Annotated in this window: 18 protein-coding genes; 12 read left to right on the top strand and 6 right to left on the bottom strand. The window is 70.4% G+C overall.

What is annotated here, in order from left to right; all coding sequences use genetic code 11:
• Positions 1-15: 15 nt before the first annotated feature.
• Positions 16-519, bottom strand: a complete 504-nt coding sequence (locus AB0H54_RS14020; protein ID WP_357345576.1) for a nitroreductase/quinone reductase family protein — start codon at positions 517-519, stop codon at positions 16-18.
• Between the two features lie 68 nt (positions 520-587).
• On the opposite strand from AB0H54_RS14020, the gene AB0H54_RS14025 reads away from it, so the two are divergent.
• Together AB0H54_RS14025 and AB0H54_RS14030 are read left to right on the top strand one after the other, a co-directional pair.
• Positions 588-944 carry an arsenate reductase family protein gene (locus AB0H54_RS14025; protein WP_355275519.1) on the top strand — a complete coding sequence of 119 codons (357 nt, stop codon included), beginning with the start codon at positions 588-590 and terminating at the stop codon, positions 942-944.
• A 166-nt stretch (positions 945-1110) separates the two neighbouring features.
• Positions 1111-1419: a hypothetical protein gene (locus AB0H54_RS14030; RefSeq protein WP_355275517.1), complete on the top strand. Its 309-nt coding sequence runs from the start codon at positions 1111-1113 to the stop codon at positions 1417-1419.
• Here the strand turns inward: AB0H54_RS14030 and AB0H54_RS14035 are convergent.
• The 3 genes from AB0H54_RS14035 to AB0H54_RS14045 form a co-directional block, all read right to left on the bottom strand.
• On the bottom strand, positions 1413-1946 hold the full coding sequence (locus AB0H54_RS14035) for an NUDIX domain-containing protein (RefSeq protein ID WP_357345578.1): 534 nt from the start codon (positions 1944-1946) through the stop codon (positions 1413-1415). The genes AB0H54_RS14030 and AB0H54_RS14035 overlap by 7 nt on opposite strands.
• A 19-nt stretch (positions 1947-1965) precedes the next feature.
• On the bottom strand, positions 1966-2847 hold the full coding sequence (gene yidC, locus AB0H54_RS14040) for a membrane protein insertase YidC (RefSeq protein ID WP_357345580.1): 882 nt from the start codon (positions 2845-2847) through the stop codon (positions 1966-1968).
• Positions 2848-2940: 93 nt separating this feature from the next.
• Positions 2941-3240 carry a DUF6412 domain-containing protein gene (locus AB0H54_RS14045; protein ID WP_355275511.1) on the bottom strand — a complete coding sequence of 100 codons (300 nt, stop codon included), beginning with the start codon at positions 3238-3240 and terminating at the stop codon, positions 2941-2943.
• 82 nt (positions 3241-3322) lie between these two features.
• Between AB0H54_RS14045 and AB0H54_RS14050 the strand changes: the two genes are divergently transcribed.
• Positions 3323-4051: a TetR/AcrR family transcriptional regulator gene (locus AB0H54_RS14050; protein WP_357345582.1), complete on the top strand. Its 729-nt coding sequence runs from the start codon at positions 3323-3325 to the stop codon at positions 4049-4051.
• A 1-nt stretch (position 4052) separates the two neighbouring features.
• Here the strand turns inward: AB0H54_RS14050 and AB0H54_RS14055 are convergent, their stop codons facing one another.
• Positions 4053-5237: a DUF418 domain-containing protein gene (locus tag AB0H54_RS14055; protein ID WP_357345584.1), complete on the bottom strand. Its 1185-nt coding sequence runs from the start codon at positions 5235-5237 to the stop codon at positions 4053-4055.
• 200 nt (positions 5238-5437) lie between these two features.
• On the opposite strand from AB0H54_RS14055, the gene dop reads away from it, so the two are divergent.
• The 5 genes from dop to pafA all read left to right on the top strand — a co-directional run bounded on the left by dop (position 5438) and on the right by pafA (position 10426).
• The gene (gene dop / locus AB0H54_RS14060; RefSeq protein WP_355275505.1) at positions 5438-6937 is read left to right on the top strand and encodes a depupylase/deamidase Dop; all 1500 of its coding nucleotides are present in this window, start codon (positions 5438-5440) and stop codon (positions 6935-6937) included.
• A gap of 162 nt (positions 6938-7099) precedes the next feature.
• Positions 7100-7294 carry a ubiquitin-like protein Pup gene (locus tag AB0H54_RS14065; protein WP_019047503.1) on the top strand — a complete coding sequence of 65 codons (195 nt, stop codon included), beginning with the start codon at positions 7100-7102 and terminating at the stop codon, positions 7292-7294.
• A gap of 65 nt (positions 7295-7359) precedes the next feature.
• Positions 7360-8136 (top strand): proteasome subunit beta, encoded by a 777-nt coding sequence (gene prcB, locus AB0H54_RS14070; protein WP_355275503.1) that lies wholly within the window; start codon positions 7360-7362, stop codon positions 8134-8136.
• Positions 8133-8900 carry a proteasome subunit alpha gene (gene prcA, locus AB0H54_RS14075; RefSeq protein ID WP_355275502.1) on the top strand — a complete coding sequence of 256 codons (768 nt, stop codon included), beginning with the start codon at positions 8133-8135 and terminating at the stop codon, positions 8898-8900. Before prcB ends, prcA begins: the two co-directional genes overlap by 4 nt.
• Positions 8901-9067: 167 nt before the next feature.
• On the top strand, positions 9068-10426 hold the full coding sequence (gene pafA, locus AB0H54_RS14080; protein WP_355275500.1) for a Pup--protein ligase: 1359 nt from the start codon (positions 9068-9070) through the stop codon (positions 10424-10426).
• A gap of 92 nt (positions 10427-10518) precedes the next feature.
• Here pafA and AB0H54_RS14085 read toward each other — a convergent pair whose 3' ends face one another.
• A complete protein-coding gene (locus AB0H54_RS14085) occupies positions 10519-11154 on the bottom strand; it encodes a TetR family transcriptional regulator (protein WP_355275498.1) in 636 nt (211 codons plus the stop codon).
• Between the two features lie 138 nt (positions 11155-11292).
• On the opposite strand from AB0H54_RS14085, the gene AB0H54_RS14090 reads away from it, so the two are divergent.
• Genes AB0H54_RS14090 through pcaF form a run of 4 tightly spaced genes read left to right on the top strand, consistent with a single transcriptional unit; the run spans position 11293 to position 15583 of the window.
• A complete protein-coding gene (locus AB0H54_RS14090; RefSeq protein ID WP_357345586.1) occupies positions 11293-12444 on the top strand; it encodes an acyl-CoA dehydrogenase family protein in 1152 nt (383 codons plus the stop codon).
• A 16-nt stretch (positions 12445-12460) separates the two neighbouring features.
• Positions 12461-13213 carry a 3-oxoacyl-ACP reductase FabG gene (fabG, locus tag AB0H54_RS14095; protein WP_357345588.1) on the top strand — a complete coding sequence of 251 codons (753 nt, stop codon included), beginning with the start codon at positions 12461-12463 and terminating at the stop codon, positions 13211-13213.
• A 16-nt stretch (positions 13214-13229) separates the two neighbouring features.
• A complete protein-coding gene (locus AB0H54_RS14100; protein ID WP_357345590.1) occupies positions 13230-14387 on the top strand; it encodes an acyl-CoA dehydrogenase family protein in 1158 nt (385 codons plus the stop codon).
• Complete coding sequence (pcaF, locus tag AB0H54_RS14105; RefSeq protein ID WP_357345592.1) at positions 14384-15583, top strand: 3-oxoadipyl-CoA thiolase; 1200 nt, start codon at positions 14384-14386, stop codon at positions 15581-15583. The genes AB0H54_RS14100 and pcaF overlap by 4 nt, the downstream gene beginning before the upstream one ends.
• Positions 15584-15680 lie beyond the last annotated feature (97 nt).

Consider the following 15680-nt stretch of genomic DNA (forward strand, 5'->3'; position numbering starts at 1 on the left):
GCCGTCGTCGTGCGGTCAGCGCGGGGTCAGCTCGACGACCACGCCGCCCTGCTGCCAGGTCTGGTAGATGTCGGCCTTGGACGGCTCGCCGTCGGCGGTGAAGCCGATGCCGTTGAACTTGGCGTTCTGCTTGTTGTCGCGGGCGATCACCGTGTACAGGTCGAGCACCGCCTGCTCGTCGGAATGCACGGTGGCGGTGAAGGATTCGGGGGATCGGCCGCGCGAGAGGCGCACCTCGGCGCCGCCGCGCAGGTTCTTGACCCACGGGCGCAGGGAGGTGCCGATCAGCAGCGTGCCGTCGTGGACGGTGTAGGCGACCGGGACGTCGTAGACCGCGCCGGACTTGCGGCCGGTGACGTGCAGGGTCGCCAGCCGCTTGCCGACGATGCCGGACAGCACCGGCACCTTCAGCAGGCCGCGGACGATGGTGTTGACCCGGCCCTGGGAGGGGCGGATCGGTTCGGGACCGGTGGTTGTCGGTGTGCCGTACGGGTTTTCGGAGGGCGCGGTGTCGCTCATCCCTCCAGTATCGGCCGGTGCGCCCGCGCCCGCAGTTCCCGTCCGTGCCCGCGCACTACGCTGCGGGTATGACCGAGATCTGGCACAACCCCCGCTGCACGAAGAGTCGCAACGCCACCGCGCACCTGGACGCCGCCGGAGTCGAGTACACGGTGCGGCGCTACCTCGACGATCCGCCGACGGTCGAGGAACTGCGCGCGGTGCTGGCCCGGCTCGGCGCCCGGCCGTGGGACATCACCCGCACCGGTGAGCAGATCGCCAAGGATCTCGGCATGGCGGGCTGGGGCCGGACCGACGCCGATGTCGACCGGTGGCTGGCCGCACTCGCCGAGCACCCCAAGCTGATCCAGCGTCCGATCGTGCTCACCGCCGACGGTGGCGCGGTGGTGGCCCGCGACGAGGAATCGCTGCGGTCGCTCGACTGATCGTGGGCTTGCCCGGCGATAACTATTCGGACGAGGGCGTAACGGCGACCGCGGTTCGAGTGATGTAGATCACATCATCGGGACGCGGTGTCCCGAGGCGGATATCGAACCGAACGTGGATGCCGGCGGGTTCGACAGCGGGAACTCCACGCGGTGGGAGGTTGTCATGAAATCTCTACGCAAGATCGCTGTGGGAGCCACGGCCGCCGGTCTCATCGGCGCCTCGACTCTGCTCGCCGGACCCGTCCAGGCGCAACCACCGGGTCACTGCTCGGTGAACCCCATCGCCGGTACCGGCGCCTTCTCCCAGTGTGGCGACCCGGTCTGGCACCAGGTGCGCGTCACCTGCTGGGCCTGGTGGAGCTGGTTCAGCAGCTACGAGCGCTACGGGCAGCCCGCGTTCGGCGGCTTCCACTCGGAAACCGCGTGTGACCTGCCGTTCAGCATGCAGACCTGGCAGGTGATCGTCTACTGAGCCAGCAGCTCGCCGAGCAGGATCCGGGTGTCGGGGACGAACGGCCAGGCCGGATCGGCCAGGTGCGCCCGGAGTTCGGCGTCGGTCCACCACCAGCCGTCCGCGATCTCGGACGGCTGGTGGTGGACCGGGCCGTCGGAGCGGATCTCGTAGCCGAACAGATGGCAGCGCAGCGGCCTGCCCGCCCAGCTGCCGTCCCAGGACGCGGTGGCGCGCAAGGTGATCGGCGTGTCCGCGTCCGGCGTGATGCCGAGTTCCTCGCGGAGTTCGCGCCGGGCGGTGTCGGCCGGATCCTCGCCCGCGTCGACGACGCCCCCGGCCAGGCAGTCGTGCAGGCCGGCGAAAACGAGTTTGCTGTCGGTGCGCCGGTGGACATAGATCCGGTGGCCGTCGGTGGAGCGCACCAGCACGCCCGCGCTGGCGTGCCAGAGCCCCTCGCGATAGACCGTGCCCCGCTCGGCCGCGCCGATCACCGCACCGGCGGCGTCGTACACGGCGAGCAGTTCCGACTCCGGATGCGCAGACACCGCCCGAGGGTAACGCGTCTCAGCGGCGCCGCCGTGTCGGCTTCACCCCCGGTCGCGGTGCGGCCGCCTTCGCGCGCGCGGCCGACAGCGCCGCCGCGGCGGCGGCCTCGGCGTCGAGCCTGCGGCGGATCAGGTACTGCTGCCCACACGTCCACACCGCGTTCGTGGCGAAGTAGGTGAGCACGGCGACGGGCAGGATCGCGCCGCTGACCAGCGCGCCCACGGGGAACACCCACAGCGACAACCGGCGCAGGATCGCGGACGTGGCGTCGGTCGCGGGCGGGGTCAGCCGGGCGGTGAGGTGGGTGGCGAGCGCGGTGATCAGCACCAGCGGAATCGCGAGCGCGGCGACCGAGACGAACACCTCGCCCGCCCCGGTCAGGGTCGCCGACAGCGGAGCGCCGAAGAGCCTGGCGTCGAGGAAGGCGTTCACCTCGCGCACCCCGAACAGATAGTTCGGCGTCGCGCTGTTCAGCGCGGGCGTGAGTGGGGCATCGGTCGAGGCGAACGGGCCGACCGCGTAGGTGCCCGTGCGGTCGAACGAGCGCAGGACGTGGAACAGGCCGAGGAACACCAGGGCCTGGGCGATCATCGGCACGAACCCGCCGAACAGGCGCACCCCGTGGTCGCGGTGCAGCGCCCGGGTCTTCTCGGCCTGCGCGCGCTGGTCACCGGGGTGCTGGGCACGGATCTTGTCGAGCTGTGGTCGCAGGGAACGCAGCACGGCCTGGGAGCGGGCCTGCCGCAGCGCCGGGACGACCAGCAGCGCGCGGACGGTGACGACGAGGGCGACCACGGCCAGTAGCCAGGCGAGGCCGTCGGCGGGACCGAGGGGGACGGCGAGGAGCCGGTGCCAGCACCAGAGCACGGCGGACACCGGGAAGTACACGAAATCGAGCATGACGGAACGACCTGTCCGGACAGCGTGCGCGAGCGCGCACGAGAGGGGAGTGGGATCACGGCAGCCGACCGGTGGCGCGCACGGCGCTACCCGTCAGTGGTGATCGATCCCCGGTGCTCGCGGGCGTGGGCGGCCCGCGGCGTCCGGATTGCTCTGGCGCAGAAAGGAACCCCGCAGGCGGCGCTCGGCCGAGCGGGGTGGACCGGCGGTGGCGACCCGGACCGGCAGCTGCCGGTGCGTGGTGATCGCGACCAGTGCGCACACCATGGCCGCGGCGACCGCGCCGAAGGCCAGCATGCGGGCGGTGTCGCCGCCGGGCGTCGTCAGCAGCACGAACGCGGGCAGCACGCACGCGAGCACCGCGTACGCCATCAGCACTGCCCGGGACCGCATGCCGCCGAGCATACCGATCGGCGGCGGGTGGTTGGTGGAACGCTGTGTCACGGTCACCTGCGGTCCGGGTATCGTTGGCACTGTGACTGCACCTTCCGCCCAGGACGCGCAGCCCGTCGGTGACGGGCGCGCCACCCGCTGGCACGGCCACAAGGCCCGCCGCCGGGCGGAGATGATCGATGCCGCGATCGAGGTCATCGACGAACACGGGCTCGAGATCTCGGTGCAGCTGATCGCCGAGCACCTGGGCCTGCCCCGGCCGGTGGTGTACCGGCACGTCGGCGGCCGGGCCGAACTCGACGCCCTCGCCCGCCAGCGCATCCTGGAGCTGCTGCTCGCGGAGCTGCTGCCCGCGCTGGAGCCGGACGGGACGCTCAAGGACGCGGTGCGCGGCGCCATCGGCACCTACCTCGGCTGGATCGAACGCCACCCCAACCTGCACCGCTTCCTCGGTGACGCCGCGCCCGACGGCGGCGCCGCCACCCTGGGCGGCGCGGGGCGCCAGGTCGGTGGGCAGCTGGCCGACATGTTCGCCGCCACGCTGGCCCGCTTCGGGATCGATCCCGCCCGTGCCCGGCCGATGGCCTTCGGCATGGTCGGACTCGTCGACGGCGTGGTCGCCAGCTGGCGCGCCGACCCGGAGCCGGTGCTGTCGGCCGAACAGATCCAGGGCATCCTGACCGAGTCGGTGCTGTCGCTGTTCGAGGGCAACGCCCGCAGCCTCGGTGTCCCGCTGCAACGGGATTCGCTGGTGACCGACCTGCTGGTCGCGCCCGATGCCGCCCCGCCACCGGCGGAGCGGCTGCGCTGACTCACCCCGCCGGCGTGAGCAGCTGATAGGTGCGCTGCCACAGCCATTCGACCGGGCCGCGCTCGAAGCGCCGCAACCAGAAGTGGGCGAACATCGTGATCAGGACGACCACCAGCAGGTAGATCCCGATCGTGAACGGCACCCGCGCGGACGGTGCGACGCTCGCGGCGAGCCCGAAACCCCAGCCGTAGCAGAGCATTCCGGCGATCAGGTTCTGCAGGATGTAGCAGCTCAGTGCCGTCCGGCCGACCTCGCTCAGCCGCGCACCCGCGTAGCCGACCCGCGACCGGCGCAGATAGAACTCCGCGACCGCCGCGAGAATGCCCAGCGCGACGAACGGCGCCGTGCCGTAGCGGGTGAGCAGCACCAGGTCGCCGCCACCGAAGACACCGACCGTGAAGTCCAGCGGCGCCGCGATGCCGAAGCCGATCACCAGCAGCCACCGGCGGATGCGCGCCCCCGCGGGCTGGAACACCCCGGCGCGATACAGCCGAGCGCCCAGCAGGAACAGCGCCACCGACATCGGGAAGACGAAGATCGCCTCCACCCGGAAGGCCCCGGCGTGCTCGATCCGGAACAGCACCAGATCCCAGAAGGAGCCGTCCGCGTAGGGATTCGGGTCGAGGGGTTCGGCAGCGGATGGCTCCGCGGCGGGCGCGAAGGTCAGGGCGGCCGCGATCAGGGTCAGCATCGTCACGTGGATCGACGCCGCGACGATCAGCCACCGGCGTTGCGCCCGGTCGCTCGTCGCCAGCAGGTAGGCGACGACCAGGCCGGTGACCGCGTACCCCATCAGGACATCGAACTCGGCGACGAGCAGGAAGTTCACCAGGCCGTCCAGGAACAGCAGGCCCGCTCGCACGGGATAGCGGCCCGGCCAGCGGCGTCCGCCGCGCCGGGCCGAATCCTGCTGGATGGCCAGCCCGATCCCGAACATCACCGTCAGCAGGCCGAGGAACTTGCCCTGGGCCAGTTGCTGGAGCACCCGTTCGGTCCACAGCCAGCCGTCGGTCGCGGCGGCGCCCAGCCCGTCGATGTAGCCGGTCAACCCCGCCGGATCGGTGAAGATCCAGATATTGGTGCCGAGGGTGCCCAGGATCGCGATGCCACGCAGGACATCGAGCGCGAGCAGCCGGGTGGGCCGTTCGGTCACCTCGCCGGTGAGCTGTTTCACGGATTCGCTCATGGCTTCGAGTATCTCGGCCTGGCCCCACCCGCCGGATCGCCCGCTGGGACCACTCCGGGTCCGCCGAGCGGGGGACCCTGGGTGCGCCCGATCGCCGACAGCAGCTCACCGGCCCGCGGCCGCGCGGGTGAGCCGGGGCGCCGGAGGCCGCTGGGCCGAGATGCCGGTGCGCGTCGGGCCCGTCGCCTAGGCTCGACAGCATGCAGCGCATCATCGGAATCGAGGTCGAGTACGGCATCTCGACCCCCACGGAGCCGACGGCCAACCCGATCCTCACCTCCACCCAGGCCGTTCTCGCCTACGCCGCCGCCGAGGGCGTTCCGCGGGCCAAGCGGACGCGCTGGGACTACGAGGTGGAATCCCCGCTGCGTGACGCGCGTGGTTTCGACCTGAGCCGGATGAGTGGACCCGCTCCCGTGATCGACGCCGACGAGGTCGGCGCGGCGAACATGATCCTCACCAACGGCGCCCGGCTCTACGTCGACCACGCCCATCCGGAGTACTCCGCGCCCGAGGTGGTCGACCCGCTCGACGCGGTCATCTGGGACAAGGCGGGCGAGCGGGTGATGGAGGCCGCCGCCCGGCACGCCTCCAGCGTCCCCGGCGCCCCGCGCCTACAGCTGTACAAGAACAACGTCGACGGCAAGGGCGCCTCCTACGGCACCCACGAGAACTACCTGATGAACCGCGACACCCCGTTCAGCCACATCATCGCGGGGCTCACGCCGTTCTTCGTCTCCCGCCAGGTGATCTGCGGGTCCGGCCGGGTCGGCATCGGCCAGTCCGGCGACCACGCGGGCTTCCAGCTGTCCCAGCGCGCCGACTACATCGAGGTCGAGGTCGGCCTGGAGACCACGCTCAAGCGCGGCATCATCAACACCCGCGACGAGCCGCACGCCGACGCCGACAAGTACCGGCGCCTGCACGTGATCATCGGTGACGCCAACCTGGCCGAGATGTCGACCTACCTGAAGGTCGGCACCACCGCGCTGGTGCTCGATCTGATCGAGGCGGGCGAGGACCTCTCGGAGTTCCAGCTGGCCCGCCCGGTCACCGCCGTGCACCAGATCAGCCACGACCCGTCGCTGCGCGCCACCGTGGCGCTGGCCGACGGCCGCGAGCTGACCGGCCTTGCGCTGCAACGGCTCTACCACGAGCGCGTCGCCAAGTTCATCGACCGTGAGGGCAACGACGACCCGCGCGTGCGCGACATCGTCGACAACTGGGCGATGGTCCTGGACCTGCTCGAGCGCGACCCGATGGAGTGCGCCAACCTGCTCGACTGGCCGGCCAAGCTACGCCTGCTCGAGGGCATGCGCAGCCGCGAGGGCCTGGGCTGGGCCGCGCCCAAGCTGCACCTGATGGACCTGCAGTACTCCGATGTGCGCCTGGACAAGGGCCTCTACAACCGCCTGGTGGCGCGCGGCTCGATGAAGCGGCTCGTCAGCGAGCAGCAGGTGCTCGACGCGATGACCAAGCCGCCGACCGACACCCGCGCGTACTTCCGCGGTGAGTGCCTGCGCCGGTTCGGCGCCGATATCGCCGCCGCCAGTTGGGATTCGGTGATCTTCGACCTCGGCGGCGATTCGCTGGTGCGGATCCCCACCCTGGAGCCGCGCCGCGGCACGAAAGCGCACGTCGGGAAGCTGCTCGACGCCGCGCAGTCGGCCGCCGACCTGGTCGACCAGCTCACGCACTGAGGCGATTTCCGGCACGACAGGGCGACAATCCGATCGCTAATAGACCACCTTGTCGGATCGGCTCGGTAGGGTTGTGGGACGAGCACGAACATCGCTCATGATCGCCGACCGTGCTCATCCGAAAGGTCGCGGTCATGATGAGGAAAGAGGAGGTCGGCTGCCATGGCACAAGAGCAGACCAAGCGCGCCGGGGGTGGCGACGAGGACGAGGGTCCCGAGGGCGTCGACGCGGCGGGTCAGGAACGCCGCGAGAAGCTCGCGGAGGAAACCGACGACCTGCTCGACGAGATCGATGACGTGCTCGAGGAGAACGCCGAGGACTTCGTGCGGGCATATGTGCAGAAGGGCGGCCAGTGACCTCAGGTGACCCGTTGCGCCTCCACGCGGGGCAGGCTCTCTCCTCGTTCACCGAACATCTCCGCATGCACGCTCCGGACCTGTTGCCCGGCAACAGGTTCGGCGCCTCGGATCTGACCGCGGCGAAGGATCTGGCGCCGCACGGCACCACCATCGTCGCGGTCACCTATCGGGGTGGCGTGCTCATCGCGGGCGACCGCAGGGCCACCATGGGCAACCTGCTGGCCAGTCGCGACACCGAGAAGGTCTACATCACCGACACCTTCTCGGCGGCGGGCATCGCGGGCACCGCGGGCATCGCGATCGAGATGATCCGGCTGTTCGCGGTGGAGCTCGAGTACTACGAGAAGATCGAAGGCGTGCCGCTGACCTTCGACGGTAAAGCCAACAAGTTGTCGAAGATGGTCCGCGACAACCTGCCGGCCGCCCTGCAGGGCCTGGCCGTCGTGCCGATCCTCGTCGGCTACGACGACCAGATCGCCGACCTCGACAAATCCGGCCGCATCGTGTCCTACGACGTGGTCGGCGGGCGCAGCGAGGAGCGGTTCGGCTACACCGCGGTCGGCTCCGGTTCGATGTTCGCGAAGTCCTCGCTGAAGAAGCTCTACCAGCGCGGCCTCGATCAGGACCGGGCGTTGCGGATCGCGGTGGAGTCGCTGTTCGACGCCGCCGACGACGACACCGCCACCGGTGGTCCGGACATGCTGCGCGGCATCTACCCGACAGCGGTGGTGATCGACGCCGAGGGCGCGACCGAGGTGGGCGAGGACCGCCTGGCCGAGATCGCCCGCGGCGTGATCGCCGACCGGGAAGCCGCGGAAGAAGGGGGCGCCGTCCTATGACGCTGCCGTATTACGCCTCGGCCGAGCAGATCATGCGCGACAAGACCGAGCTCGCCCGCAAGGGCATCGGTCGTGGTCGCAGTGTGGTCGTGCTGGTCTACGACAAGGGCGTGTTGTTCGTCGCCGAGAACCCCTCGGCGACGTTGCACAAGGTCAGCGAACTCTACGACCGCGTCGGTTTCGCCGCGGTCGGCAAGTACAACGAGTTCGAGGCCCTGCGCCGCGGCGGCATCCTGCAGGCCGACCTCAAGGGCTATCAGTACGACCGGCGCGATGTCACCGGCCGTGGCCTGGCCAACCTCTACGCGCAGAGCCTGGGCTCGATCTTCACCGATCAGCTCAAGCCCTACGAGGTGGAGCTGTGCGTCGCCGAGGTCGGGTATCCGGAACAGTCGCCGACCTCGGTGCTGTACCGGATCACCTTCGACGGGTCGATCGTCGACGAACGCGAGTACGTCGTCATGGGCGGCACCACCGAGCCCATCGTGACCGCGCTCAAGGCCGCCTACAAGCCGGGTCTGACCCTGGACGAGGCGCTGAAGGTGGCCATCGGGGCGCTGCAGGCCGGTCAGCCCGAGGCCGACAAGGACAAGCGCGTGCTCGGTGAGTCCTCCCTCGAGGTGGCCACGCTCGAGCAGTCCCGGCCCCGCCGGGCGTTCCGCCGGCTGCAGGGTGCGGCCCTGGAGAAGGCGCTCGGTACGCCGAAGGCGAAAGCCGTGAAGGAAGCGAAGCTGCCCGAGCCCGAGGACGGCGCGGGGGAGTAGACCCCGCCGTCACGATCATGAACGGGCCCCCGGACCGATCCGGTCCGGGGGCCCGTTCTCGTCGTGCTCGCGGAGGTCGTTCGCTGTCCGAATCGTTGTGAACACGTATGCGAATGGGATGTCCGGAGCGCCGCGCGGGCCCTGGTCATGGCTGTAGTGTCGATAGTGTGCAGCGACGAATCATGGGGATCGAGACCGAGTTCGGTGTGACATGCACCTTCCACGGTCACCGTCGGCTGTCCCCCGACGAGGTGGCCCGGTACCTGTTCCGCCGGGTGGTGTCCTGGGGCCGTAGCTCTAATGTCTTCCTTCGAAACGGTGCCAGGTTGTACCTCGACGTCGGATCGCATCCCGAGTACGCCACGGCAGAATGCGACAGCCTGGTGCAGCTGGTCACCCACGACCGGGCGGGCGAGCGGGTGCTGGAAGACCTGCTGATAGACGCCGAACAGCGGCTCGCCGAGGAAGGCATCGGCGGCGACATCTACCTGTTCAAGAACAACACCGACTCCGCGGGCAACTCCTACGGCTGCCACGAGAACTTCCTCGTGGTGCGCGCGGGCGAGTTCTCCCGGATCTCCGACGTGTTGCTGCCGTTCCTGGTCACCCGCCAGCTCATCTGCGGCGCGGGCAAGGTGCTGCAGACGCCCAAGGCGGCCACGTTCTGCCTCTCGCAGCGTGCCGAGCACATCTGGGAGGGCGTCTCCTCGGCGACCACCCGCTCGCGCCCGATCATCAACACCCGCGACGAGCCGCACGCCGACGCCGAGAAGTACCGGCGCCTGCACGTGATCGTGGGCGACTCCAACATGGCCGAGCCGACGACGATGCTCAAGGTGGGCACGGCGTCGCTGGTGCTGGAGATGATCGAGGCGGGCGTCTCGTTCCGCGACTTCGCCCTCGACAACCCGATCCGGGCGATCCGCGAGGTGAGCCACGATCTGACCGGTCGCCGTCCGGTGCGGCTGGCCGGTGGCAGGCAGGCCAGCGCGCTCGAGATCCAGCGCGAGTACTACGCCCGCGCCGTCGAGCACCTCCGCAACCGCGACCGCGATCCGCAGGTCGACGCGGTGGTCGACCTGTGGGGCCGCACCCTCGACGCCGTCGAGGCGCAGGACTTCGCCAAGGTCGACACCGAGATCGACTGGGTGATCAAGCGCAAGCTGTTCCAGCGCTACCAGGACCGCTACAACATGGAGCTGTCCGATCCGAAGATCGCCCAGCTCGACCTGGCCTACCACGACATCAAGCGCGGTCGCGGCGTCTTCGACCTGCTGCAGCGCAAGGGTCTGGCCAAGCGGATCACCGAGGACGAGGCCGTGGACGCGGCGGTGGAGACCCCGCCGCAGACCACCCGCGCCAAGCTGCGCGGTGACTTCATCACCGCCGCGCAGGAGGCGGGCCGCGATTTCACGGTCGATTGGGTGCATTTGAAGTTGAACGATCAAGCGCAGCGCACCGTGTTGTGCAAGGATCCGTTCCGGTCGGTCGACGAGCGGGTCGATCGGCTGATCGCCTCGATGTAGGCGAACCCCCGAGACGGGGGACCCGGCGACGGGACCGATGGCGCGAGGGAGCGATTGCGTAGACGCCACCGGTCCCGTCGTCGTCTGTGGGTTCAGTCGGGGCTGACGACGCTCGCGTAGGTGCCGCGCAGGCCCGCGATGAACGAGGTCAGGGCCAGCTCGAAGCTGTCGTCGTCGATCTCCTCGGCGACCGCGCGCAGCAGGTGCGCCTGGTTCAGGTGCGGGTAGCGGTCCCGGTAGACCTGCACGTCGTCGGCGAAACCGCCCGCGAACGACCCCACCGTCGAGCCCATCACCAGGTAGCGGGTGGCCGCGCCGATCATGGTCGCGTAGCGCGGCGGCCAGCCCGCGCCCACCAGGCCGCCGTGCACGGCGTCGGCCGCGCGCAGGTTCTCCGCGCGCCTGCCGGGGCCCGCGGCCAGGTAGGGCACGAAGTTCGGATGCGTGACCAGCGCCGTCCGGTAGCTGCGGGCCCAGGCGGCCAGTCCGTCGTCCCAGGGCAGGGTGTCGAAGCCCGAGGTGTCGACGTGGCTCATGATGCCCGTCGCGATGTCGTCGAACAGATCGTCCTTGTTCGGGTAGTGGCCGTACAGCGAGGCGGCCTGTACGCCGAGTTCGGCGGCCAGTTTGCGCATGGAGACCTCGGCGAGGCCGTCCCGGTCGATCATGGCCAGCGCGGTGTCGCGAATGCGTTCGCGGCTCAACAGCGGTACGCGCGGCCTCGCCATGCGCCACTCCTCGTCTGCTCGGGGTCGGTGGGGATTCGAACGCTATCACCGATGGGTATTTCGGCCCTTGATTAACCGAACGGCGTTAGGATACGGTGCCCGAGTAAACCTAACACCGTTTGGTTCAGGAGTGGTCCGATGGATCTCGCACTCACGCAAGCGCACAGCGACCTGCGCGAGCTCGCCCGCACATGGGTGGACAAGGAAGTCGTCCCGTACGCCGCGCAGTGGGATCGGGCGGAATCGGTCGACCCGGCCGTCGTCGGCAAACTCGGCGCGCTGGGGTTCCTCGGCATCGGGATCGACGAGGAGTACGGCGGCTCCGGCGGGGACGCTCTGGCCTACTGCGTGCTGCTGGAGGAACTGGGCCGCGGCGACAGCGCGGTGCGCGGCATCGTGTCGGTGTCGCTGGGGCTGGTCGGCAAGTCGATCGCCGCCTATGGCACCGAGGAGCAGAAGCGCCGTTTCCTGCCGCCGCTGTGCGCGGGCGAGCAGCTCGGGTGCTTCGCGCTGACCGAGCCGGGGACCGGGTCCGACGCGGCCAACCTGATCACCCGCGCCACCCGGGACGGGGCGGACTGGGTCATCGACGGCACCAAGATCTTCATCACCAACGGCACCTGGGCCGACGTGGCACTGGTGTTCGCGCGCACCGGGGGACCGGGGCCGAAGGGTGTGACCGCCTTCCTCGTCCCTACCGATTCGCCCGGCTTCGGCCGGACCGAGATCAAGGGCAAGCTCGGGCTGCGCGGACAGGCCACGGCCGAACTGGTCCTGGACCGGGTCCGGGTGCCCGACGCGCTGCGCCTCGGCGCGGAAGGCCAGGGCTTCCGGATCGCGATGGCGGCGCTGGACAAGGGCCGGATGGGGGTGGCCGCGGGCTGTGTCGGCCTGGCGCGCGCCTGCCTCGAGGCCGCGGTGCGCTACGCCGGGGAGCGCGAGCAGTTCGGCAAGCCGATCGCGGGCTATCAGCTGGTACAGGAACTGCTGGCCGACATCGCGGTGGAGACCGAGGCGGCGCGGCTGCTGGCCTGGCGTGCCGCCGATCTCGTCGACCGGGGCGAGCCGTTCGGCACCGCCGCCTCGATGGCGAAGCTGTTCGCCTCCGAGGCCGCGGTCAAGGCGGCCAACAACGCGATCCAGGTCTTCGGTGGCTACGGCTACATCGACGAGTACCCGGTCGCCAAGTACCTGCGCGACGCGCGCGTGCTGACCCTCTACGAGGGCACCACCCAGATCCAGAAACTGCTCATCGGCCGCGCCCTCACCGGCGTGAACGCCATTGTCTGACAGAGGAGTACGAACCATGACCCACAGAACCGCCTTCGTCACCGGAGCGGCCCGCGGCATCGGCGCTGCCACCGCGGCCCGCCTGGCGGCCGCCGGCTGCGCCGTGGCCGTCGTCGATCTCGACGCCGACGCCGCCGTGCTGACCGCCGGGAAGATCAACGCCGCGGGCGGCACCGCGATCGGGCTCGGTTGCGATGTCACCGACGAGGATTCGGTGGCCGCCGCCGTGGCGCGCACCGTCGCCGACCTCGGCTCGCTCGACGTGCTGGTGAACAACGCCGGCGTGCTGCGCGACAACCTGCTGTTCAAGATGTCGGTGGACGACTGGGACACCGTCATGTCGGTGCACCTGCGCGGGGCGTTCCTGTGCAGCAGGGCCGCGCAGAAGCACATGGTGGAGCGCGGCGGCGGCGCGATCGTGAACACCTCGAGCGTGTCGGCGCTGGGCAATCGCGGGCAGGCCAACTACGCCGCGGCCAAGGCGGGCATCCAGGGCCTGACCCGCACGCTGGCCATGGAACTCGGCCCGTTCGGCATCCGGGTCAACGCGGTCGCGCCCGGCTTCATCGCCACCGAGATGACGGCGGCCACCGCCGCCCGGATGGGCGTGAGCGCCGAGGAGTTGCAGGCCAAGACCGCCGGGATCACGCCGCTGCGCCGGGTCGGCACGCCCGACGACATCGCGGGCGTTGTCGCGTTCCTCGCCTCCGACGACGCCGGGTTCGTCACCGGTCAGACGCTGTACGTCGACGGCGGACGCCGTCTCTAGGTTTCGGGAGTCATTCATGCAGCGCACAGTTTTCACCGGTGAGCACGAGGCGTTCCGCAAGACGGCGCGCGCGTTCATCGAGTCGCAGGTCGTGCCGGTCTACGACCAGTGGTACGAGGCGGGCATCGTGCCGCGCGAGTTCTACCGCTCGCTGGCCGATCTCGGTGTGTTCGGGATCGAGGTGCCCGAGGAATACGGGGGCGCGGGGATCGACTCGTTCAAGTTCCAGGCGATCCTGATGGAGGAAACCGCCAGGGCCGGTGTGTCGTTCGGAGGGTCGGGCGTGCACGTCGGCCTGTGTCTGCCGTACCTGAAGAACCTCGCGACCGACGAGCAGAAGCGGCGGTGGCTGCCGGGGTTCGTCTCGGGCGAGATCATGTTCGCCATCGCGATGACCGAGCCGGGCACCGGGTCGGATCTGGCGGGGATGCGGACGACCGCGCAACTGTCCGAGGACGGCACCCACTACGTGCTCAACGGGGCGAAGACCTTCATCACCGGCGGGGTGCACGCCGACCGGGTGATCGTCTGCGCGCGGACCGCCCCGCCCGCGGAGACCGATCGACGCCACGGTATTTCGCTGTTCGTGGTCGACACGAGCTCGCCGGGGTACGCGGTCGGCCGCAAGCTCGACAAGCTCGGCCTCAAGGTGTCCGACACCGCCGAACTGTCCTTCACCGACGTGCGGGTCCCGGTGGCCGACCTGCTCGGCGCGCCGCATCAGGGCTTCGGCTACCTCGGGCAGAACCTGCCGCAGGAGCGGCTGTCCATCGCGGTCGGCGCCTACGCGCAGGCCAAGTCGGCGATCCGGTTCGCGCTCGAATACACCAGGGGCCGGACGGTGTTCGGCCAGCCGGTGGCGCAGTTCCAGAACACCAAGTTCGAGCTGGCCGCCTGCCGGGCCGAGGTGGACGCCGCCGAGGCCGTGGTCGACCGGGCGCTCGACGCCCTGGACCGGGGCGAACTCACCCCGGCCGACGCCGCGTCGGCCAAGCTGTTCTGCACCGAGGTCGCCTCGCGGGTGATCGACCGCTGCCTGCAACTGCACGGCGGGTACGGCTACATCACCGAATATCCCGTGGCCCGCCTCTACGCCGACAACCGGGTGAACCGGATCTACGGCGGCACCAGCGAAGTGATGAAGATGATCATCGCCAAGGACATGGGCCTGTGACGGCCCGCGCCTTCCTGGTCGACGGCGTCCGCACGCCGTTCGGCCGCTACGGCGGCGCGCTGGCCGAGGTGCGCCCCGACGACCTCGCCGCGCACGTGCTCACCGCGCTCAGGGAACGACTACCCGCCGTGGACTGGGCGCGGGTCGACGATGTCGTGCTCGGCTGCGCGAACCAGGCAGGTGAGGACAACCGCAATGTCGCCCGGATGGCGGCGCTGCTGGCCGGGCTGCCGGTGGACGTTCCCGGCGTGACGGTCAACCGGCTGTGCGCGTCGGGCCTGGACGCGATCGGCTACGCGGCCAGGGCGATCAAGGCCGGCGACGCCGACCTGGTGGTCGCGGGCGGGGTCGAGTCGATGACGCGGGCACCGTACGTGCTGCCGAAAACCGGTGCGCCGTGGGACCGTTCGGCGCAGCTGGCCGACACCACGCTCGGCTGGCGGCTGGTGAATCCGCGGCTGCGGGCGGAGTACGGCATCGACTCGATGCCCGAGACCGCCCAGCACGTCGCCGACGAGCACGGCATCGCCCGCGCCGACCAGGACGCCTTCGCACTGCGCTCGCAACAGCGGGCGGCGGCGGCGATCGCGCGCGGCAGGCTCGCTCGCGAGATCACCCCGGTGCCGGTCCCGCAGCGGCGAGGGGAACCCGTCGTCGTCGACCGCGACGAGCATCCGCGCGAGACGAGCATCGAGGCACTCGCCCGGCTGCGCCCGGTGGTGTCGGGCGGGTCGATCACGGCGGGCAACTCCTCGGGGATCAACGACGGTGCCGCCGCGGTGCTGATCGCCTCCGAGGCAGCGGTGCGGCGCTACGGCGTGACCCCGCTGGCCGAGGTCGGTGCCGTGACGGCGGCCGGGGTGCCGCCGCGCGTCATGGGCATCGGACCGGTCCCCGCGGTCGAGAAGCTGCTCGCGCGAACAGGTCTGGCGATCGCCGACATCGACGTCGTCGAACTCAACGAAGCCTTCGCCGCCCAGGCCCTGGCCGTCCTGCGCGGACTCGGACTGCCCGACGACGCCGAACACGTGAACCCGAACGGCGGCGCCATCGCGCTCGGCCACCCGCTCGGTGCCAGCGGTGCGCGCCTGGCGCTCACCGCCGCACTCGAACTCGCCGATCGCGACGCGCGCCACGCGGTGGTCACCCTGTGTGTCGGTGTCGGGCAGGGCCTCGCGGTCCATCTCCGTCGCTGACCCACGTCGGCCGCACCGGGCATCCGATGCGGCCGACGCCGATCGACCGTTCGGGCCCTCCCTTCGAGGTGCGGGCCGACCGCCCTGAACTCCGACC

Origin of the sequence: Nocardia sp. NPDC050718, from assembly GCF_040654235.1 — a bacterium.
GTDB lineage: Bacteria > Actinomycetota > Actinomycetes > Mycobacteriales > Mycobacteriaceae > Nocardia.